This is a genomic window from Modestobacter sp. L9-4 (genome assembly GCF_019112525.1).
In the GTDB taxonomy this organism is placed as follows: Bacteria; Actinomycetota; Actinomycetes; order Mycobacteriales; family Geodermatophilaceae; genus Modestobacter.
Genome location: NZ_CP077800.1, coordinates 959366 through 979973, shown reverse-complemented (window position 1 = coordinate 979973; position 20608 = coordinate 959366). Strand labels below are relative to the sequence as shown.

Genomic DNA, 20608 nt, shown 5'->3' with positions numbered 1-20608 from the left:
CCGCGACACTCCCTGGCGTGAGTCCTCCTCCGGTCACGGTCGCCTTCTGCCCGCAGCCGCCGCTGCTGCTGCCCGCCGTCTCCGGCCTGCCCGGTGCGGCCCTGACCGAGCTGCGCGCCGCGGCGACGGCCGCCGTGGCGACCCTGCTGGCCGCCGGCCCGGCCGTCGTCCTGGTCGTCGGCGAGGGTGCGGACGGGGTGCGCCTCGGGCCCGGCGACAGCGGGAGCCTGCGCGGTCTCGGCGTCGACCTGGACGTGCCCTTCGCCGGGCCGGCGGCGCCCGGCGGGCGTCCGGTGCCGCTGCCGCACCTGGTCGGCGCCTGGCTGTTGGACGCGGCCCGGCACACGGGGGCGCGGGTCGGCGTGGGACCGGGCGACCTGGCGGCGGCGCTGTCCGGGGCGCCGGGTCCGGTGGGCGTGCTGGCGATGGGCGACGGCTCGGCCCGGCGCACCGAGAAGGCCCCCGGCGCCCTCGACCCCGCCGCCGGACCGTTCGACGCCGCGGTCGCCGCCGCCCTGGCCGCCGGTGACCCGGCCGCGCTCGCCGCCCTCGACCCTGCCGAGGGGCAGCGGCTGCTGGCCGCCGGGGTGCCGGTGTGGCGGGCCGTCGGGACGGCGCTGGCCGGGCGCACCTCCCGCGCGCAGCTCAGCTACGACGCCGCACCGTTCGGCGTGGGCTACCTCGTGGCCACGTGGACCGCGCCGTGACCGGGCTGCCGCCCGTGGTCGCGGTCGTCGGGCCGACCGCCACCGGCAAGACCGCGCTTGCCGTGGCGCTGGCGCACCGGCTGGGCGGGGAGGTGGTCAACGCCGACTCGATGCAGCTCTACCGCGGCATGGACATCGGCACCGCCAAGCCCACCGCCGCCGAGACCGAGGGCGTGCCGCACCACCTGATGGACCTGTGGCACGTGCGGGAGCCGGCCTCGGTGGCCGAGTACCGGCAGCGGGCGCGCGCGGAGGTCGACCGGCTGCGTGCCGCCGGCGTCGTCCCGCTGCTGGTCGGCGGCTCGGGGCTCTACGTCCGCGCCGTCCTCGACGAGCTGGACTTCCCCGGCACCGACGCCGCCGTCCGCTCCCGGCTGGGCGAGGAGCTGGCGCTGGCGGGCCCCGCGGCGCTGCACGACCGGCTGGCCGCACTCGACCCGGCCGCGGCGACGGCGATCATGCCCAGCGACGGACGGCGGGTGGTGCGGGCGCTGGAGGTCATCGAGCTCACCGGGCAGCCGTTCTCCGCGCGGCTGCCCGAGCCGCGGGCGCACTACCCGGCGGTGACCGTCGGGCTGGACCGGGAGACCGCCGAGCTCGACGACCGGCTGGCGCGGCGGGTCGAGGCGATGTGGGCCGCCGGGTTCGTCGCCGAGGTCGAGCGGCTGGCCGCCGACGGGCTGCGCGAGGGCCCGACGGCGTCCCGGGCGCTGGGCTACGCGCAGGTGCTGCAGCAGTTCGACGGGCTGCTCACCCCCGCCGAGGCGGTCGAGCGCACGGTGGTCACCACCCGACGGTTCGTCCGCCGGCAGCGGTCCTGGTTCCGCCGGGACGCCGCCACCACCTGGTTCGACGCCGCCCGGCCCGACCTGGTCGACGCGGTGGAGGCGCTGGTCGGCGCCCGTACGATCGGGGCGTGATCGACAGCGACCCGCGGGTGCTCCTGGGCCACGGCACGGAGAACGACTTCGTCGTCCTGCCCGACCCCGACGGGACGGTGTGGCCGGAGGAGCGCCTGGACGCGGAGCTGGTGCGCCGGCTCTGCGACCGGCGGGCCGGGCTCGGCGGCGACGGCGTCCTGCGGGTGGTCCGCAGCGTGCACGTGCCCGACGCCCCCGCCGTCCTCGGTGCGGCGCTGGAGGACTGCGAGTGGTTCATGGACCACCGCAACGCCGACGGCTCGCACGCCGAGATGTGCGGCAACGGGATCCGGCTGTACCTGCACGTGCTGCTGGCCGAGGGGCTGCTGGACCGGGCGGCCGCCGAGGCCGGTGTGCTGGTCGGCACCCGCGGCGGCCCGCGCCGGGTGGGTGCGCGCCCCGACGGCGGCTACTGGGTGGACATGGGCCCCGCCGTCCCGCTCGGGCGCAGCGCGGCCCGGATCGCCGGCGTGGCGTACCCCGGGTCGGGGGTCTCGATGGGCAACCCGCACCTGGTCTGCCTCACCCACGTCGAGGTGGACACCCTCGACCTCACCGCGCTCCCCGGCGTCGACCCGGCGATGTTCCCGGACGGCGTCAACGTCGAGATGGTCAACATCCTGGCGGCGACCGACGCCCCCACCGGTGCCTCCGCGCACGTCCGGCTGCGGGTGTACGAGCGCGGCGTGGGGGAGACCCGGTCCTGCGGCACCGGCGCCTGCGCCGCCGCCTACGCCACCCTGCAGGCCGGCGGCCGGACCGCCGGGACGGTCTCGGTGGACGTCCCGGGCGGCCGGCTCGAGGTGGCGTTCGACGGGACGGCGACGGTGCTCTCCGGCCCCGCCGTCGTCGTGGCCACCGGCGTGCTCACCCGGGAGTGGCTCGCGGGCTGAGCTGCCCGGCTCAGGGCTGGGCGGCGCCGCCCTCGGCTGCGTCGTTGTCGCCGGGTGCGTCACCGTCGTCGCCGCGCGGGGTGCCGCGGCCGGTGTCCTGGTCCGCGCCGCCGAGCGGGTTGCGCGGCACCTCGAGGCCGACCGGGTCGCGGCCCGGGTCGTCGAGCTCGCCGTCGGAGTTGGTCGTGGGCTGGGTCATCGTCGTCCTCCGGTGTGCTGGATGCGTCCAGCGCGACCTACCCGGCGCTGCCGGACCCAACCGGCGCGGCCGTGACGTCCAGCTCCCGCGGCAGGTCGCGCATGGTCACCAGCGGGCTGAACAGCACCGGCAGGCAGGCCAGGAAGCCGCCCGCGGTGGCGATCCAGAGTGCGGGCAGGACGCCGAGCCACTCGCCGAGGACGCCACCGAGCAGCCCGCCCAGCGGCATCCCGCCGAAGACGATGAAGCGCACCGAGGCGTTCATCCGGCCCAGCAGCCCGGGCGGGCACAGCCGCTGCCGGAAGCTGACCTGGGTGACGTTGTAGACGACGGCGGACCAGCTGAGCACGAACCAGCCGGTCGTCAGCAGCACCGCCGGGGCACCCGCGGCGGCCAGCGGCACGAACGCCCCGGCCGCGGCGAACGTGACGGCCGACAGCGGGATCGACCTGCCCTCACCGACCAGGCGGGCGACGCGGGCGGCGGTGGCCGCGCCCAGCAGGCCGCCGACCGCGCCGAGGGAGAAGACCAGCCCGAGGGTCGCCTCCGACAGGCCCAGGGTGCGGATCACGTAGAGCACGAGCAGGGCGTTGGTCATCGCGCCGAACAGGTTGCCCGTGCCGGTGCAGGCCACGATGCGGCGCAGCAGCGGGTGCCGGACGACGAAGGACAGCCCCTCGCCGATCTCGGTGCGCAGCGGGCGCCGGGCCGCCCGGTCGGGCACCGCGTCGGGCGTGCGGATGCGGCCGATGAGGAGCGCCGAGAGCAGGAAGGAGACCGCGTCCACCGCGACCAGCAGGGGCGCGCCGAGCACCCGCAGCAGCACGCCGGTCACGCCCGGGCCGGCGACGTGCGCCACCGCCCGGCTGGCCTCGAGCTTGCCGTTGCCGTCGACCAGCTGGTCGGGGTCGACCAGCGCGGGCAGGTAGCTCTGGTAGGCCACGTCGAAGAACACCGTCGCGGTGCCGGTGACCGCCGCGACGACGAACAGCTGGCCCAGGCTCAGCAGGTCGGCCAGGTACGCCACCGGGAGCGTGGCGAGCACGACCGCGCGCACGAGGTCGGCGGTCACCAGCACCCGCTTCCTCCGCCACCGGTCCACCCAGGCGCCGGCCGGCAGCCCGACGAGCAGGAAGGCGGCGGTCTCCAGGGCGGTGAGCACGCCCATCTGCAGCGGGGTGGCGTCCAGCAGGGTCACCGCGATGACCGGCAGGGCCAGCATCGTCACCTGGGTGCCGACCTGGCTCACGGTCTCGGCGGCCCAGAGCTGACGGAAGTCGCGGTGCCGCAGCAGGCTCCGGTCGGTGGTCACGGGCGCAGCCTGGTGGCAGTGATTGGGGAGTGTCAATCGCTTTGCGGCGCGTCGTCCTAGGCTGGCGGGGTGAGCGGACCCGCGGGTGAGGAGCGGCGGCCGGCCACCGACGCCGAGGCGCGCGCGCTGGCCTCCGCCGTCCGGCTGCGGATCCTGCGGCTGTGCCGCGACACCGCGCTCACCAACAAGGAGCTCGCCGCCCGGCTCGGCCGCAACCCGGCCACCGTGCTGCACCACGTGCGCACCCTGCGCGAGACCGGGTTCCTGGCCGCCGAGCCCGAGCGCCGCGGCCCCCGCGGGGCCCGCGAGGTGCCCTACCGGGCGACCGGCAAGAGCTGGCACATGGACAACGCCGGTGGGCCGGGGCCCAGGAAGGACCCTGCGCTCGGCGCCTTCCTGGAGGAGGTGGCCGAGGTGGGGGAGCAGCGCCTGGAGAGCACCCGGCTGGCGCTCCGGCTGACCCCGGCGCAGAAGGCCGAGCTGGAGGACCGGGTGCAGGAGCTGCTCGACGAGTTCGTCGCCCGGCCGGCGGACCCCGAGGGGCAGAAGTGGTCGCTCTACCTCGGGATGCACCCGGAGCTCTGAGGTGTTGTAACGGACAAGATGACGACAACTCACTCGCCCCGCTCGCAGGGGCATGCCACGCTGGAGACGATGACGACACCGCAGAACCGCGCGATCCTCGCCGACGCCGAGGACCGGGCCGACAAGGCCGGCCGGTCGCGCGACACGACCACCCCTTCTCAGTGGGACCTGCCGGGCGAGACGCCGGGGTCCTACGCGCTCGAGGAGCGCAGCGCGCTCCGCCGCGTGGCGGGGCTGTCCACCGAGCTCACCGACGTCACCGAGGTCGAGTACCGGCAGCTGCGCCTCGAGCGCGTCGTGCTGGTCGGCGTCTGGACCGAGGGGACGGCCGTCGACGCCCAGCGCTCGCTGGCCGAGCTCGCCGCCCTCGCCGAGACGGCCGGTTCCGAGGTCCTCGAGGCCCTCGTGCAGCGCCGCGACAAGCCCGACGCGGGCACCTACGTCGGCTCGGGCAAGGCCAACGAGATCCGCGACATCGTCGCCTCCACCGGCGCGGACACCGTGATCTGCGACGGCGAGCTGACCCCCGGCCAGCTCAACCAGCTGGAGAAGATCCTCAAGGTCAAGGTGGTCGACCGGACCGCGCTGATCCTGGACATCTTCGCCCAGCACGCCACCAGCCGGGAGGGCAAGGCCCAGGTCGAGCTGGCGCAGATGCAGTACATGCTGCCGCGCCTGCGTGGCTGGGGTGAGTCGCTGAGCCGGCAGGCCGGTGGTCGTGTCGCCGGCGGTGGCGGCATCGGCACCCGTGGCCCGGGTGAGACCAAGATCGAGACCGACCGTCGCCGCATCCGGTCCCGGGTCAGCAAGCTCCGCAAGGAGATCGCCGGCATGTCGACCGCCCGGACGACGCAGCGCAACTCCCGCGACCGCAACGCGACGCCGAGCGTGGCGATCGCCGGCTACACCAACGCCGGCAAGTCCAGCCTGCTCAACCAGCTCACCGACGCCGGTGTGCTGGTGCAGGACGCGCTCTTCGCCACCCTGGACCCCACGGTCCGGCGCGCGGAGACCGTCGACGGCCGGGAGTACACGCTCACCGACACCGTCGGCTTCGTGCGGCACCTGCCGCACCAGCTGATCGACGCCTTCCGGTCGACGCTGGAGGAGGTCGCGGCCAGCGACCTGCTGCTGCACATCGTCGACGGGTCCGACGCCGACCCGCTGGGCCAGATCAACGCCGTGCACACGGTGCTGGCCGACATCGACGCCTCCTCGGTCCCCGAGCTGATCGTGGTCAACAAGGTCGACGCGATGAGCGAGGAGGACGTCCTCCTGCTCCGCCAGGCGCTGCCCGGCGCGGTCTGGGTCTCCGCCCGCACCGGTGAGGGCCTGGAGGCGCTGCGCGACGTGATCGCCGCGCGGCTGCCGCACCCCGCCGTGCACGTCGAGGTGCTCGTGCCCTACGACCGCGGTGACCTGGTCGCCAAGGTGCACCGGGACGGCGAGGTGCTCGAGGAGGTCCACGAGGCCGAGGGCACCCGGCTGGTGGCGCAGGTCGACGCGGGGCTGGCCGCCCTGCTGGAGCCCTACCCCGCACCGGCCCTCGAGGTCTGAGCGAGGACCCCGCCACCACCGCCCGGTGGGTGCGGCGGGGTCAGCAGCAGGGCCGTGCCGCACCGCGGCGCGGCCCTGCTGCGTTCCCGGGACGCGCGGTCGGGGCCGGTACGGTGACGCGGTGGCCAGCAGCGGAGCGTCGCGACCGCTGACCCGGCCCGAGGACGCCGCCGCGCCGGTGACCGGCACCGGCCGCCCGCCGTGGTGGCTGCTCGCCGTCGCCGCCGTCGTCCTGGTGGCCGTGACGGTCGACCTGCTGACCGGTGGGGTGCTGGAGGCGCTGGACCTGCGGGTGTCCGGCGTCGTCGACGGCTGGGACCTGCGCCACTCCGCCCTCTACTGGCCGGTGTGGGTGTTCACCCAGGCCGGTGGCCGCGGCACCGTCCTCATCGTGCTGGCCGGGCTCGTCGCCTGGACCGCCGTCCGGCGGCGCACGTACGTACCGGCGCTGCGGATCCTGGCCGCGCTGGTGCTGCTCACCGCCGTCGTCTACGCGTTCAAGTGGGGCACCGGCCGCACCGCCCCGGAGTACCCCGGCTCGTACTTCCACCGCGGGGGCGGCAGCTACCCGTCGGGTCACGTCACCAACGCGGTCCTCATGTGGGGCGTGGCGCGCTGGCAGGCCGTGGAGTTCGGGCTGCCGGCGTGGGTGCAGCGGGCCGCCCGGCTGCTCGCCGTCGCGGGACCCTTCGTCAGCGGCATCGCGATGGTCGCGCTCAACTTCCACTGGGTCAGCGACGTGCTGGCCGGGCTGGCCGTCGGCGTGCTGCTGTTGGGCGTGGTTCATGCGCTCGACACGCTGCCGGTGTCACGCTGGGCCCGTGCTCGAGCGGGCCGACAGCCGTCGTGACCGCGCCCGCCGCCGCACCCGGGTGGCCGGCGCGGCGCTGACCGCACCCCTGGGCCTGCTGGTCGTGCTGCCGGTGTCCCCGGCCGTCGCGGCCGAGGCGTACGGCGCCCCCACCACGCGGTGCGAGATCACCGACCCGCGGCTGCCCGAGCTCTCCGGGCTGGTGGGCGTGGGCGACGGCATGCTGGCGATGAACGACGGTGGCGACCGGGTGGAGGTCTACGCGCTCGACGGCGCGTGCACGGTCGGCGAGGTGCGCACCGCCGACGTCGACCCCTACGACCCCGAGGACCTCGCCGTGGGCGCCGACGGCACGGTCTGGCTGGCCGACACCGGGGACAACGAGCAGAAGCGGGAGACCGTCGCGCTCATCGGGCTGCGCACCGACGGCAGCAGCACGCTGACCCGGCTGACCTACCCCGACGGTGCGCACGACGCCGAGGCCCTCCTGCTGGCCCCGGACGGGACGCCGTACCTGGTGACCAAGGAGGTGCTCGGCGCCAGCTCGGTCTACCGGCCCGACGCCCCCCTGGCCGACGGTGCGACGGTGCCGATGACCCGGGTGCTCGGCATGGGCTTCACCCTCACCGGCACGCCCGGGGGGCCGGTCGGACGGGCGGGCCAGCTGCTGGTCACCGGGGGAGCGGTCTCCGCCGACGGGCAGCGCATCGCCCTGCGCACCTACACCGACGCCTACGTGTGGCCGCTGACCGGTTCGGACGTCACCGGGGCGCTCAGCGGGTCGCCGGTGCGGGTGCCGCTGCCGGACTCCCCGCAGGGCGAGGCGATCGCGTTCGCCGGTGACGAGCGGAGCCTCCTGGTCAGCAGCGAGAGCCTGCCGGCGGCGGTGACCCTGGTGCCGGTCGCCGGCGACCTCGCGCCCGCGCCGCCCGCAGCCGGGGACGACGGTGCTGCCGCCGCGGCGCCAGCCGAGGCCGCCGACCCGTCCCGTCCGGTCGGTCCGGTCACGGCCGGGCTGATCGCCGCCGGCGTGGCGACGGGGCTCATCTGGATCGGCGGCCGGTTCCGCCGTCGCCAGGCCTGACGAAGGCCCCCTCGCCTGCGAGGGGGCCCTGGTGGTGCCGCTGTGGCCCACCGCTGCCCGAGGGGCAGCGGTGGGCCGACTGGTCAGACCCGGCGCAGCACGGTGACGACGCGGCCGAGCACCGTCGCGTCGTCGCCGGGGATGGGCTCGTACGCCGGGTTGTGCGGCATCAGCCAGACGTGGCCGTCGCGGCGCTTGTAGGTCTTCACCGTCGCCTCGCCGTCGATCATCGCGGCGACGATCTCGCCGTTCTCCGCGGTGGGCTGCTGACGGACGACGACCCAGTCGCCGTCGCAGATGGCCGCCTCGACCATCGAGTCACCGGCGACCTTGAGCATGAAGAGCGTGCCCTCGCCGACCAGCTCGCGGGGCAGCGGGAACACGTCCTCCACCGCCTGCTCGGCCAGCACCGGGCCACCGGCGGCGATCCGCCCGACGAGCGGGACGTACGTGGGCCGCGGGTTGCTCGTCTCGTCGGCAGCAGCAGCGGTGGCCTGCGTCTCGGCGGGCGACTCGGCCATGACGGTGGTCTCACCGGGCATCCGCACGTCCAGGGCGCGCGGCCGGTTCGGGTCGCGGCGCAGCCAGCCCTTCCGCTGCAGCACCGAGAGCTGGTGGGCCACCGAGGAGGCCGAGGACAGCCCGACGGCTTCGCCGATCTCGCGGACCGAGGGCGGGTAGCCGCGGCGGTCGATGGAGTCGCGGATGACCTCGAGCACCCGGCGCTGACGCTGGGTCAGGCCGTCGCCGGCCTCCCCGCGGTCGGGGAACTCGCGGACCGCGGCCACCGCCCCGGTCCCGGTGGTGGCGTCGGCGGCCTGGGCCGTCGCGCGGGTGCGTCGCGAGGGGCTCGTGCCGCCTGCCGTGGGGCCGTCGGCCGCCATGTGTCCTCCTCGTCCGGCTGCCGGGGCAGCGGTACCCAGTGGCCCACCCGGCGCCTGGGGCCGGGAGAGCTGTCCGGTCAGCGATCTCGGTGTCACGGTAGCGGGTTACACCGGTGTTGTTCAAACACCTGTTCGAAGATGTCGCGCGTCAGGGGTGGGACTTGTCGGAGGGATGCGGTAGACATCGCACAGACGTTCGATTCGAACAGGCGTTCGAGGCGACCACCTCCCGGTGGCCGGCCTCGGGGGGACCGCCCGCTCGCGCCGGACGCCCGACGACGTCCCACCGCCAGACCTCCAGGAGCACCCCGATGGTCAGCCCGCAGCAGCTCGACGCCCCCGTCCCCGTGTCCGCCGCCTCCGTGTCCTCCGCCCCCGGGGCACCCGTACCGGCGCCCACGCCGCCGTCGCCGTGGCGGCCCGTGGCCGCAGCCCGCCGGGTCGCCGCCCGTGTCCCGGCGGCGACCGGCCGTGGGCCGCAGCCGGCCGCGCCCGCCACCGCCCGGCGCGACGCGGCCCGCCCGGGGGCCCGCCCGGCGCGGCTCGACGGGCTCCCGGCCGGGCGGGCCGTCCGTGGCGGTTGCGCCACCGAGCCCCGCCCCGCGGCGGGACGGGAGCGGTCGGGGGTCCGCCGGCCGCCGCCGCCGCTGCGGCTCACCGCGCGCGGTCAGCGGGTGGTCGCCGGGCTGTCGATCGCGATCGGGCTGTCCCTCGCCGCGGCCACGGTCGTGCACGTCGAGATGAACCGGGAGAGCGGCCTGCAGCTGGCCGGTTCCGACACGTTCGTCGTCCGGTCGGGGGACTCCCTGTGGTCCATCGCCCGCGCCGTCGCGCCCGAGGAGGACCCGCGCGCGGTGATCGACGCGATCGTCGCCCTCAACGGCCTCGACAGCGTCGACCTCCTGCCCGGCGCCGAGCTCCAGCTGCCCTGACCGGCGCTGCGCCCGGCGTGTCCGGGGAAAGTGCCTGGTACGGGCGGGGCGGGTGCGTCTCAGGAAGACGCGCCGGGGCCCAGGGGTTGTACCTGTAGTGGTGCGGGGCTAACCTCACCCCAACATCTTGTGTGACAGAGATGTAGTTCCTCTCCACAGGCGCGTCCCCAGGTCAGCCCCAGGACATCCACCGGATGTCCCCCGGCCGGTCCACAGGGCGCGTCACCACGGTCGCTCCGGCGGCCCGCCGATCGAGGAGGTGCCCCGGTGCGCTGCCCCTTCTGCCACAGCCCCGACAGCCGGGTCGTCGACTCGCGGGAGACCGACGAGGGCGCCAGCACGCGCCGCCGCCGGTCCTGCCCGGTGTGCGGGCGGCGCTTCACCACGGTGGAGGAGCCGGTGCTCGCCGTCGTCAAGCGCAGCGGCGTCAGCGAGCCCTTCGACCGCAACAAGGTCATCGCCGGTGTGCGCCGGGCCTGCCAGGGGCGCCCGGTCGACGAGGGCCAGCTGGCCGTCCTGGCCGCCAAGGTCGAGGACGCCGTGCGGGCCACCGGTTCCGCCGAGGTGCCCAGCAACGAGGTCGGCCTCGCCATCCTCGGCCCGCTCCGCTACCTCGACGAGGTCGCCTACCTCCGGTTCGCCAGCGTCTACCGGTCCTTCTCCTCGGCCGCGGACTTCGAGAAGGAGATCGCCGAGCTCAAGCGGCTCCGGCCCGACGTCGCCGACAACGGCCCGCCCGCCGGCCCCGACGGCGCAGCCGCCGGGGCGCCGACCGGCTGACCCGCCCGACCAGCTGCCCGACCTGCCCGACCACCCGGTCGCGGCGCTCCCGCCCCGCGGGACACCCACACCACCGGCTCCCGGCAACCGCCGGACCTGCAGCCATCCAGTTCAGCACGCCTCACCAGGGGAGCACGCTTTGACCGAGACAGCCGACCGCCTCTCTCCCAGCCGGAACCGCCGCACCGCGGGCAAGACCCCCACCCGGGGGAAGGGCCTGAAGGTCAAGCGGGTCTTCACCACCGCTGGGGTGCACCCCTACGACGAGGTCGTGTGGGAGCGCCGCGACGTCGTCATGACCAACTGGCGGGACGGCTCGATCAACTTCGAGCAGCGCGGGGTCGAGTTCCCCTCCGAGTGGAGCATCAACGCCACCAACATCGTCACCACGAAGTACTTCCGTGGCGCCGTCGGCAGCCCGCAGCGCGAGACCAGCCTGCGCCAGCTCATCGACCGGGTCGTGCTGACCTACGGTGCGGCCGGCCGCGAGCACGGGTACTTCGCCACCGACGAGGACGCCGAGGTCTTCGAGCACGAGCTGACCTGGATGCTCATGCACCAGGTGTTCAGCTTCAACTCCCCGGTCTGGTTCAACGTCGGCACCGCCTCGCCGCAGCAGGTCAGCGCCTGCTTCATCCTGGCCGTCGACGACACGATGGACTCGATCCTCAACTGGTACCGCGAGGAGGGCCTGATCTTCAAGGGCGGCTCCGGTGCCGGCCTGAACCTCTCCCGCATCCGCTCCTCCAAGGAGCTGCTGTCCTCCGGTGGCACCGCGTCGGGCCCGGTCTCCTTCATGCGCGGCGCCGACGCCTCCGCCGGCACCATCAAGTCCGGTGGCGCCACCCGCCGCGCGGCGAAGATGGTCGTCCTCGACATCGACCACCCCGACATCGAGGAGTTCATCGAGACCAAGGCGCGCGAGGAGGACAAGATCCGCGCGCTGCGGGACGCCGGGTACGACATGGACCTCGGCGGCAAGGACATCACCAGCGTCCAGTACCAGAACGCCAACAACTCCGTCCGCGTCAACGACGAGTTCATGCGCGCGGTCGAGAGCGGCTCGGAGTTCGGGCTGCGGGCCCGCGAGGACAACCGGGTCATCGAGACCGTCGACGCCCGCGAGCTGTTCGGCAAGGTCACTCAGGCCGCCTGGGAGTGCGCCGACCCGGGCATCCAGTACGACGACACGATCAACGACTGGCACACCAACCCCGAGACGGGGCGGATCAACGCCTCGAACCCGTGCTCGGAGTACATGAGCCTGGACAACAGCTCGTGCAACCTGGCGTCGCTGAACCTCATGAAGTTCCTCAAGGACGACGGCACCTTCGACTCCAAGAACTTCGTGAAGTCCGTCGAGCTGATCATCACCGCGATGGACATCTCGATCTGCTTCGCCGACTTCCCGACCGCCCCGATCGGTGAGACCACGCGGGCCTACCGCCAGCTGGGCATCGGCTACGCCAACCTCGGCGCGATGCTGATGGCCACCGGCCACGCCTACGACTCCCGCGGTGGCCAGTCGCTCGCCGCAGCGATCACGTCGCTGATGACCGGCACCGCCTACCGCCGCTCGGCCGAGCTGGCCGGCATCGTCGGCGCCTACGACGGCTTCGCCCGCAACGCCGACGCCCACACCCGGGTCATGCGCAAGCACGCCGCGGCCAACGACGCGATCCGCCCGGTCGGCGCCGACGACGCCGACGTGCTCAAGGTCGCCACGACCCAGTGGCAGGAGGGCCTGGCCATCGGCGCGGAGAACGGCTGGCGCAACGCGCAGGCCTCCGTGCTGGCCCCCACCGGCACCATCGGCTTCATGATGGACTGCGACACGACCGGCATCGAGCCGGACTTCTCGCTGGTCAAGTTCAAGAAGCTGGTCGGCGGCGGCTCCATGCAGATCGTCAACCAGACGGTGCCGCGGGCGCTGACGAGCCTGGGCTACCAGGACGAGCAGGTCGAGGCGATCGTCGAGTACATCGCCGAGCACGGCCACGTCGTCGACGCCCCGAGCCTGCGCCCGGAGCACTACGCGGTCTTCGACTGCGCGATGGGCGAGCGCGCCATCTCCCCGATGGGCCACGTCCGCATGATGGCCGCGGTCCAGCCGTTCATCTCCGGCGCGATCAGCAAGACGGTCAACATGCCCGAGTCGGCCACGGTCGAAGAGGTCGCCGACATCTACTTCCAGGGCTGGAAGATGGGCATCAAGGCCCTCGCCATCTACCGCGACAACTGCAAGGTCGGCCAGCCGCTGTCCGGTGGCAAGGGCAAGAACGACGGCACCAAGGACGAGGTCGCCGTGGCCGAGGTCGCCCCGGCGGCCACCGCCCTGGCCCACCCGGTGCGCAAGCGCCTGCCGAAGAAGCGCACCAGCGTCACCACGTCCTTCAGCGTCGCCGGCGCCGAGGGCTACATGACCGCCGGCATGTACGAGGACGGCAGCCTCGGTGAGGTCTTCCTCAAGCTGGGCAAGCAGGGCTCGACCCTGGCCGGCGTGATGGACGCCTTCTCGATCGGGATCTCCCTGGCCCTGCAGCACGGGGTGCCGCTGGAGACCTACATCCAGAAGTTCACCAACATGCGCTTCGAGCCCGCCGGCATGACCGACGACCCGGACATCCGGATCGCCCAGTCGGTCATGGACTACATCTTCCGTCGCCTGGCGCTGGACCACCTGCCCGCCGAGACCCGCGCCGGGCTGGGGATCTTCTCCGCCGAGGAGCGGGCCGAGCAGGTCGCCGGCTCCTACGGCACCTCGGCCTCGACCCCCGAGGTCAGCGAGGACGACGTCGACCTGGAGGCCCTGCGGGGTTCCGCGCCGACCGAGACCCACGCCGAGGCCCCGGCCAAGGCCGAGGCACCGGTGGTGAAGGAGTCCCCCAAGAAGGCGATCAAGGAGGCCCACTCCTCCGCCGAGCTGCTCGAGCTGGTCACCGGCACCGCCACCGACGCGCCGCTGTGCATGACCTGCGGCACGAAGATGCGCCCCGCCGGCAGCTGCTACGTCTGCGAGGGCTGCGGCTCCACCAGCGGCTGCAGCTGACGTCGTCCGCCCCGGGCGTCCGCTGAGCCCGCGCCGGTCCCCTGACCTCGGACCGGCGCGGGCGGCGGCCCGGGTCACGACCGCCTGACCTCCGGCCCGGCGCCCTGTTCCCCCAGGGCCCCGGGCCGGAGGTCTGTCCGGACCCCCTCGGCCGGCGCCCCACCCGGCCCGGGCAGCCGACGGACCGCCGATCCCGGTGAGGACCCCACCGGCAGCGGTGCCGGAGGTCCGGCCTCGCGCCCAGTGGTCTGGACGACCCGTCTGTGGCCCGTGCAGCTGTCCGCCCACGCGAGGACCCCGCCCGGCGCACCCCGGGACGGGGGAGTCCGGCCTACGGTGGCGCGATGAGCCGGACGCCGGCCGACGGGCCGTTCTTCCACGGGACCAGGGCCGACCTCCGGGTCGGTGACCTCCTGACGCCCGGCTTCCGGTCCAACTACCGCCCCGACGTCGTGATGAACCACGTCTACTTCACCGCGCTCCGGGACGGCGCCGGCCTCGCGGCGGAACTGGCCGTGGAGCTCGCCGGTGGCGGCGACCCGCGCGTCTACGAGGTCGAGCCGACCGGGCCGTTCGAGGACGACCCGAACGTGACCGACAAGAAGTTCCCCGGCAACCCCACCCGGTCCTACCGCAGCAGCGCACCGCTGCGGGTCGTCGGGGAGGTCACCGACTGGACCAGGCTGACCCCGGGGGCGCTGCAGCTGTGGCGGGACCGCCTGTCCGCGCTCCGCTCCGGCGAGATCATCAACTGAGGCACCGCCCTCCCCACGCCGGGACCACCCGGTGACGTGAGGGCGACGGTCAGCCGGTGACGGTGGCGTCGGCGAACACCAGCGGTGCCCAGCGTGAGTGCGCGGTGCGGCCGAAGCCGGGGTCGACGCCGATCAGCAGCTCGCCGGCCACGCTGACCGCGACGTGCCGGTCGTCCCGCTGCAGCTGGATCCGGTCGCGCAGCTCGGGCGCGCGCAGCACCGGCTCGCCGCGCTCGTGGCCGACCACGCTGGAGTGGCCGTGCACCTGGGTGAAGGGCATCCGCACGCCCAGCACCTCGTCGGCGACCCAGGACGCGGCGAGCTCGGCGCCGGCCTCGGCCCACATCGGGCCGGCCGTGAGGTCGGGCGGGCCGCCGCCGAGCATCGCGCCGGCCCGCCACAGCACCGCCGGGTGGGTCCCGCGCAGCCCGTTCAGCGCGGCGGCGGCGTCGTCGGCGGTCCGGGGGCGGCCGAGGCAGCGGTGCAACCCCGACGTCAGCCCGGCGTGGCTGACCAGCACCTGCTCCCCGTCGCCGAGGGTGACCGCCGCGGCGACCCGCATCGCGCCGGTCGCCCACCAGCGGCGCATCGTCTCCTGCGCCCCGGCGGGGACCGTCTCCGGCCAGTCGAAGGCGGGCACGTCCACGTACTGGCCCTCGTGGTTGCCGGCCAGCTGGTGCCACTGCCCGGGCTGGTCGGCCAGCAGCCGGTCGACCAGTGCCACCACACCGGCGGAGTCCGGGCCGCGGTGGACGAGGTCGCCGACCTGCACGACCTGCAGGTCGGCCGGCAGGCGGAGCGTGCCCGGGTCGGCACCCAGCCGCCGCAGCGCCCGGCTCAGCTGCGCGAGGTGCCCGCCGATGTCACCGATGACCGCCACTCGTCCCACGGCGTCCATCGTGCCCGCGGCGCACCGGGCGGCTGTCCGGCGGGCCGGGACGGCGGCCGGACGAGGGCACCTGCTGTTCGCCTAGCGGGCTGCCCCCGGCAACATTGGTGACACACAGCGTGCGTAGGGTCACGCGCCGTGACTTCCGCTGACTCTCCTGTCCATCCGTGCTGAGCGCCACCCCCTCACGCCGGCGGCCCTCCCGGAGCCTCCCGCGGCTCGCCGGAGCGCTCGCCGCGGCCACCGCGCTGGGCGCTGTCCCGCTCGTGCTGGCCGCGCCCGCCGCGCAGGCCGCCCCCGGCGACCCGTCGGTCGTCGCCGTCGGCAGCGGCTCCTACGCCGCCGCGCCCCCGGCCTCCCTGGACGCCGGCCACACGCCGACCGTGTCGGCCACCGTCGACCAGCAGCTGTTCATCGACTCCAGCCAGGACGGCGAGCCGGTCCCGACCAACGCCTGGTGGACCGACCTCGTCGTGAGCCGGTACTCCGGTGACCTGTGGGCCGACCCGCTGGTCGTCTCCAACAGCCAGACCGGCACGAAGGTCACCTACCCGACGCAGTGGAACGCCGACGGCACCGCGATGAAGCTCGAGCAGCCGCTCGTCGTCGGCGGCACCGTCACCCCGCAGCCGGCCCCCGGCGACGTCGTCCTCGCCGACTTCGACTCCGCGACCGGCGCGCGCGGCTGGACCACCACCGGCGACGCCTTCGGCACGCTGCCCTCGCCCGGCACCAGCCGGGGCCAGAGCGCGGTCGCGGGCTTCCTCGGCACCGGCCTGGCCAACTCCTTCACCGACGCCCGCGGCGACGGCGCCACCGGCACGCTCACCTCGCCTGCCTTCACCGTGGACCACGCGTTCGCCGGCCTCATGGTGGGCGGTGGCAACCACCCGGGCACGGAGGAGGTGCAGCTCGTCGTCGACGGCCGGGTCGTGCAGTCGGCCACGGGCCAGGACTCCGAGACGCTGCGCTGGGTGACCTGGGACCTGTCGGCGTACACCGGCCGGCAGGCGCAGGTCCGGGTGGTCGACACCCTGGGTGCCGGGTGGGCGCACGTGCTGCTGGACCAGGTCGTGCTCACCGACCAGGCCACGGGCCTGGACACCCGTTTCGACCCCGCGTTCCGGGCCGACAGCGCCAAGGCGCTGCGCTGGGGCGACCAGAACGTCAGCTGGCGGATGACCCAGACCGGCGGTAGCCAGCACGTCGACGTGACCGCCTCGCGCGGCATGCCCTACACGTGGTTCGAGTACACCGACATGGCCCCGCGGCTCACCCTCGCCCCGGGTGCGGTGGTCACCACCTCGACCGGGACGCCGATCACCTTCCCGGTCACTACCGACCGGTTCGCCGTCACGCAGGGCGGCCGCACCTACGGCGTCCACGTGCCCGTGGGCACCACCTTCTCCCGCGCCGGCGACGTCCTCACCGCCGAGACCCCCGTCGCCCACCTCGTCGTCAGCGCCGTCCCGGCCACCGGTGCGACGCTCGACGACCTGCACCGGACCGCCTTCGCCGTCCCGCGCGACGTCTCGATGGACTCGGTCTACGACCAGGCCGCCGGCACGGTCACCGAGACCTGGACGACGCAGGCCGATGCCCTCGAGGGCACCAGCACCGCCACCGTGCAGGGCTGGCTGCCGCACCACTACGTGGAGACGACGACCGACCTGCAGTTCGCCGCGTTCGGCTACGCCACCCCGCGCGGGCCGATGAAGACGACCGTCGGCGACCGGCCGTGGACGGTGACCTACCCGTTCAGCGGCATCAGCCCGCTGGCCGCGCTGCCGACCGCACCGGAGTACGACCCGGCGCGGATGAAGCGCTACGTCGACGAGTACGCCGAGCGCACCACCTACGGCGGCGACACCTACTGGGGCGGCAAGGACCTGCAGCAGTACGCCGAGTACATGCTCATCGCCCAGCAGATCGGCGACACCGAGGCCTTCACGAAGCTGCAGTCGACGCTGCGCACCGCGCTGACCGACTGGTACACGTACACGCCGGGGGAGAAGGAGCACTACTTCGCCCGGTACGACACCTGGAAGGCGCTCATCGGCTTCGGTGACTCCTACGGCTCGTACCAGTTCACCGACAACCACTTCCACTACGGCTACTTCACCCTGGCCACCGCGCTGCTCGGGCTGACCGACCCGACGTTCACCGACCAGTACGGCGACATGGCGACCCTGGTGGCCAAGCAGTACGCCAACTGGGACCGCGACGACGACGACTTCCCCTACCAGCGCACCTTCGACACCTTCGAGGGCCACTCCTACGCCGGCGGCTTCAGCTCACCCGGCGGCAACAACCAGGAGTCCAGCTCCGAGGCGGTCCAGTCGTGGGCCGGGCTCTACCTGCTGGGCAGCGTGCTCGGCAACGCCGACATGCAGGCCGAGGGGGCGATGGGCTACGTCACCGAGCGCGCCTCGGTGCGGCAGTACTGGCTCGACGCCGTCGGCAGCCCCGCCGCCAGCCACCCGCAGGGGCCCTCGACCTACCCGGCGGCCTTCACCCACACCACCGCCGGCATCGTCTTCGACAGCGGCCCGACCTTCGCCAACTACTTCTCCGGCGACCCGGCCTGGACCTACGGCATCCAGTGGATGCCGACCGCCCCGTGGTTCAACTACCTCGGTTGGGACCCCGCGTTCTCCCGCTCGCGGCTGACCGACCTGTTCGCGCTGCGTCCGGCCGCGCTCGCCGCCGGGGTGCCCGGCGACGTCGCCGGCAAGCTCCAGGCGGCGGCCAAGAGCTGGTACGGCGTCGGCACCTACGGCGACACGAAGATCACCCTCGACCGCAACGCCGCGATCGGGAGCCTGCAGGACGCCGTCCGGACGGCGTACCTGCACAACCCGGCATATGTGACGGCGATGACGCCGGACAACCCGCTGGTCGTCGACGGTCGGCTGCTGGTGACGGTGGCCGCCGACGGCACGCTTGCCTTCCCGGCCGACGTGTGGACGCCGGCCGCGCTGCCCGCCGCCCTGACCCCGATCGCCCCGCCGGCGGACAAGCCGGACGCCGACCCGCGGACGTGGGGGCCGGCCTGGCCGGTCTTCCAGCGGCTGTCGACCGGCTACGTGGCCGACCCCGCGGTGGCGAGGGCGCTGTACGCCTACGACGCCGGCGACTACACCCCCGGCGAGGACACCGCGCAGGCCGCGGCTGTCTACAGCCGGATCGGTGACGCGCTGGGCAACGTGCTGCTGGGCTACCTCGCCCAGGCCGACCCCGCCCAGTACGTCGACATCAGCGACGCGCTGTGGCAGGCCCAGGACCCGGTGGCGACGTCGCAGTCGATGGCCGGGATCGTCTACTGGAACGCGATGTCGAACCTGGGCACCGGCACCGAGACCCTCGACCGGCACACCGGCGCGCCGCTGAGCCAGGTCTACCGGGCCGAGGACGGCACCTGGACCTACGTGGTCACCAACCCCACCGGCACCGAGCAGGCCTACCCGGTCTACGAGGGCACCGGCGCGGCCGCACGGACGATCGGCACCATCCGGGTGCCGGCACACAGCACCGTGCGGCACCACCTGGACGCCGCGCTCGACCACGTCGACGTGACCACCCCGGGTGCGGTCCGCACCGTCCAGCCCGGCAGCACCGTCGCCTTCACCGCGACCGGTGTCGACCAGTACGGCGCCACCGTCGCCCTGGACGGCGTCCGGTGGGCGGTCTCCGGCGGCGGCACCATCAGCCCGGCCGGGGTCCTCACCGCCACCACCGAGGCCGACCCGGTGACCGTCACCGCCACCAGCGGCGGGGTCACCCAGGCCTACACCCTGCGGGTCGCGCCGGCGCCGGTGCTCACCACGCTGACCGTCACCCCCGGCTGGCAGCAGGTGGTCAGCGGACAGTCGCTGGAGCTCACCGCCACCGGCCGGGACCAGTACGGCGACCCGGTCGCGGCCGGGGACCTCACCTGGACGACGACCGCGCCGGGCACGGTCGCCGGCGGCCGGTTCACCGCAGCCGGCACCGGCGCCGGGTACGTGACGGCGACCGCGGCGAACGGGGCCACCGGCTCCGCGGTCGTGGCCGTGGTCGCACCGCTGGCCGACGTCGCGCGCGGCAAGGCCGTCACCGCCAGCAGCTCCCTCGGCGGCAACACCGCGGCCCTCGCCGTGGACGGCCGCAGCGACACCCGCTGGGAGTCCGTGCACGGCAGCGACGCCCAGTGGCTGCAGATCGACCTGGGCGCCGAGCACGACGTCCGCCGGGTGCACGTCGACTGGGAGGGGGCCGCGGCGCGCACCTACCAGCTGTCGGTCTCGAACGACCCGGACGGCGGCGCGGCCGCCGTGCAGACGGTGACCAAGACCGACGCCGGCGACGACGACCTGGTCGTGGCCGCCACCGGCCGGTACGTCCGGATCACCGGGCTGACCCGGCTGACGCAGTACGGCTACTCGGCCTACGGCGTCGAGGTCTACGGCACGCCCAGCGCGGCGGCGGTCACCCCGGCCACCGTGCTGGTCACCCCGCCGGTGAGCACCGTGCTCGCCGGGGTGACCACCCAGCTCACCGCGTACGCCTTCGACGCCGCCGGCAACGGTGGCCCGCTGACGGCGGGCACCCCGGTGACCTGGACGGCCACCACCGGCCAGGTCGAGGGCACCGGCCGGTTCACCGCGTCGGCGTCGGGCGCGGCGACGGTCACCGCCACGGTCGGCGGCGTCGCCGGGACCGCGACGGTCGGCGTCCGCCCGCAGGCCGCCGCCCCGGCTCCGACCCCGACCCCGGCCCCGGCGCTGCGCGACGTGGCGCTCGGCCGGGAGGTGACCGCGTCGTCCGTGGAGTGGGAGGGGACGCCGCTGGCCGCTGCGGTCGACGGCCGGCACACCACCCGCTGGTCCAGCGCCTGGGGCAATGACGACGAGTGGGTGCAGGTCGACCTGGGCCAGGTCACGCCCATCTCGCGGGTCACCACCGACTGGGAGGCCGCGCACGCCGCGACCTTCCGCATCCAGGTGCGTGACAGCGTCGACGCGCCCTGGCAGCAGGTCGGGCCCGACCGCACCGGCTCGGTCGGTGAGACGGCCTACGACGTCTCGGCGTCCGCGCGCTACGTACGGGTGCAGGGGCTGACCCGGGCAACGGGGTACGGCTACTCGCTGTGGGAGCTCGGGGTCTGGTCGCCGGTCACCGGCGGCTGACCTGGCAGGAGGGGGCCGGCGTCGCGGTGGCCGGAGAGCCACCGCGACGCCGGTCATCCCGACTGTCAGCCGGCGGGGCGTAC

16 protein-coding genes are annotated in these 20608 nt (G+C 74.5%); 12 read left to right on the top strand and 4 right to left on the bottom strand.

The genetic code is table 11. The annotated features are described in order from the left end of the window. Positions 1 to 17 precede the first annotated feature (17 nt). From KUM42_RS04535 to dapF, 3 genes are read left to right on the top strand one after another with little or no spacing between them, the layout of a single operon-like run. Entirely contained in the window at positions 18 to 707 is a 690-nt protein-coding gene (locus KUM42_RS04535; RefSeq protein WP_237495330.1) for a hypothetical protein, read from the top strand. Then, on the top strand, positions 704 to 1627 hold the full coding sequence (miaA, locus tag KUM42_RS04530; protein ID WP_237495328.1) for a tRNA (adenosine(37)-N6)-dimethylallyltransferase MiaA: 924 nt from the start codon (positions 704 to 706) through the stop codon (positions 1625 to 1627). The genes KUM42_RS04535 and miaA overlap by 4 nt, the downstream gene beginning before the upstream one ends. Continuing rightward, the gene (gene dapF, locus KUM42_RS04525) at positions 1624 to 2520 is read left to right on the top strand and encodes a diaminopimelate epimerase (RefSeq protein WP_237495327.1); all 897 of its coding nucleotides are present in this window, start codon (positions 1624 to 1626) and stop codon (positions 2518 to 2520) included. Before miaA ends, dapF begins: the two co-directional genes overlap by 4 nt. 10 nt (positions 2521 to 2530) lie before the next feature. On the opposite strand, the gene KUM42_RS04520 is transcribed toward dapF, so the two are convergent. Both KUM42_RS04520 and KUM42_RS04515 read right to left on the bottom strand, forming a co-directional pair. After that, positions 2531 to 2719, bottom strand: a complete 189-nt coding sequence (locus KUM42_RS04520; protein WP_237495325.1) for a hypothetical protein — start codon at positions 2717 to 2719, stop codon at positions 2531 to 2533. A gap of 37 nt (positions 2720 to 2756) precedes the next feature. Beyond that, positions 2757 to 4031, bottom strand: a complete 1275-nt coding sequence (locus tag KUM42_RS04515; protein WP_237495323.1) for an MFS transporter — start codon at positions 4029 to 4031, stop codon at positions 2757 to 2759. A 69-nt stretch (positions 4032 to 4100) separates the two neighbouring features. On the opposite strand from KUM42_RS04515, the gene KUM42_RS04510 reads away from it, so the two are divergent. From KUM42_RS04510 to KUM42_RS04495, 4 genes are all read left to right on the top strand, one after another. Then, positions 4101 to 4616, top strand: a complete 516-nt coding sequence (locus KUM42_RS04510; protein WP_237495322.1) for a transcriptional regulator — start codon at positions 4101 to 4103, stop codon at positions 4614 to 4616. 69 nt (positions 4617 to 4685) lie between these two features. Continuing rightward, positions 4686 to 6173: a GTPase HflX gene (gene hflX / locus KUM42_RS04505; RefSeq protein ID WP_237495320.1), complete on the top strand. Its 1488-nt coding sequence runs from the start codon at positions 4686 to 4688 to the stop codon at positions 6171 to 6173. A gap of 121 nt (positions 6174 to 6294) precedes the next feature. Next, positions 6295 to 7023 carry a phosphatase PAP2 family protein gene (locus KUM42_RS04500; RefSeq protein ID WP_237495318.1) on the top strand — a complete coding sequence of 243 codons (729 nt, stop codon included), beginning with the start codon at positions 6295 to 6297 and terminating at the stop codon, positions 7021 to 7023. Then, complete coding sequence (locus tag KUM42_RS04495; RefSeq protein WP_237495316.1) at positions 6995 to 8068, top strand: hypothetical protein; 1074 nt, start codon at positions 6995 to 6997, stop codon at positions 8066 to 8068. The genes KUM42_RS04500 and KUM42_RS04495 overlap by 29 nt, the downstream gene beginning before the upstream one ends. A gap of 83 nt (positions 8069 to 8151) precedes the next feature. Here the strand turns inward: KUM42_RS04495 and lexA are convergent, their stop codons facing one another. Next, positions 8152 to 8952, bottom strand: a complete 801-nt coding sequence (lexA, locus tag KUM42_RS04490; protein ID WP_237495314.1) for a transcriptional repressor LexA — start codon at positions 8950 to 8952, stop codon at positions 8152 to 8154. A 311-nt stretch (positions 8953 to 9263) separates the two neighbouring features. Here lexA and KUM42_RS04485 point away from each other — a divergent pair, with 311 nt between their 5' ends. The 4 genes from KUM42_RS04485 (at position 9264) to arr (ending at position 14468) form a co-directional block, all read left to right on the top strand. After that, the gene (locus tag KUM42_RS04485; RefSeq protein WP_237495313.1) at positions 9264 to 9884 is read left to right on the top strand and encodes a LysM peptidoglycan-binding domain-containing protein; all 621 of its coding nucleotides are present in this window, start codon (positions 9264 to 9266) and stop codon (positions 9882 to 9884) included. A gap of 267 nt (positions 9885 to 10151) precedes the next feature. Further along, positions 10152 to 10664 (top strand): transcriptional regulator NrdR, encoded by a 513-nt coding sequence (gene nrdR, locus KUM42_RS04480; protein WP_237495310.1) that lies wholly within the window; start codon positions 10152 to 10154, stop codon positions 10662 to 10664. Positions 10665 to 10803: 139 nt separating this feature from the next. Further along, positions 10804 to 13713, top strand: coding sequence for a vitamin B12-dependent ribonucleotide reductase (locus KUM42_RS04475; protein WP_237495308.1), 2910 nt, complete (start codon positions 10804 to 10806; stop codon positions 13711 to 13713). 344 nt (positions 13714 to 14057) lie between these two features. Beyond that, positions 14058 to 14468, top strand: coding sequence for an NAD(+)--rifampin ADP-ribosyltransferase (gene arr, locus KUM42_RS04470; RefSeq protein WP_237495306.1), 411 nt, complete (start codon positions 14058 to 14060; stop codon positions 14466 to 14468). Positions 14469 to 14517: 49 nt separating this feature from the next. On the opposite strand, the gene KUM42_RS04465 is transcribed toward arr, so the two are convergent. Beyond that, positions 14518 to 15357, bottom strand: a complete 840-nt coding sequence (locus tag KUM42_RS04465) for a metallophosphoesterase (RefSeq protein WP_237495304.1) — start codon at positions 15355 to 15357, stop codon at positions 14518 to 14520. A 167-nt stretch (positions 15358 to 15524) separates the two neighbouring features. Here KUM42_RS04465 and KUM42_RS04460 point away from each other — a divergent pair, with 167 nt between their 5' ends. Beyond that, complete coding sequence (locus KUM42_RS04460; protein ID WP_237495302.1) at positions 15525 to 20525, top strand: glycosyl hydrolase; 5001 nt, start codon at positions 15525 to 15527, stop codon at positions 20523 to 20525. Positions 20526 to 20608: the final 83 nt, after the last annotated feature.

What these genes read in the sequence shown, in the direction of transcription:
- KUM42_RS04520 (WP_237495325.1), bottom strand. Translation starts at nt 2,719, where the DNA reads ATGACCCAGCCCACGACCAACTCCGACGGCGAGCTCGACGACCCGGGC.
- hflX (WP_237495320.1), top strand. Translation starts at nt 4,686, where the DNA reads ATGACGACACCGCAGAACCGCGCGATCCTCGCCGACGCCGAGGACCGG.
- lexA (WP_237495314.1), bottom strand. Translation starts at nt 8,952, where the DNA reads ATGGCGGCCGACGGCCCCACGGCAGGCGGCACGAGCCCCTCGCGACGC.
- KUM42_RS04485 (WP_237495313.1), top strand. Translation starts at nt 9,264, where the DNA reads ATGGTCAGCCCGCAGCAGCTCGACGCCCCCGTCCCCGTGTCCGCCGCC.
- arr (WP_237495306.1), top strand. Translation starts at nt 14,058, where the DNA reads ATGAGCCGGACGCCGGCCGACGGGCCGTTCTTCCACGGGACCAGGGCC.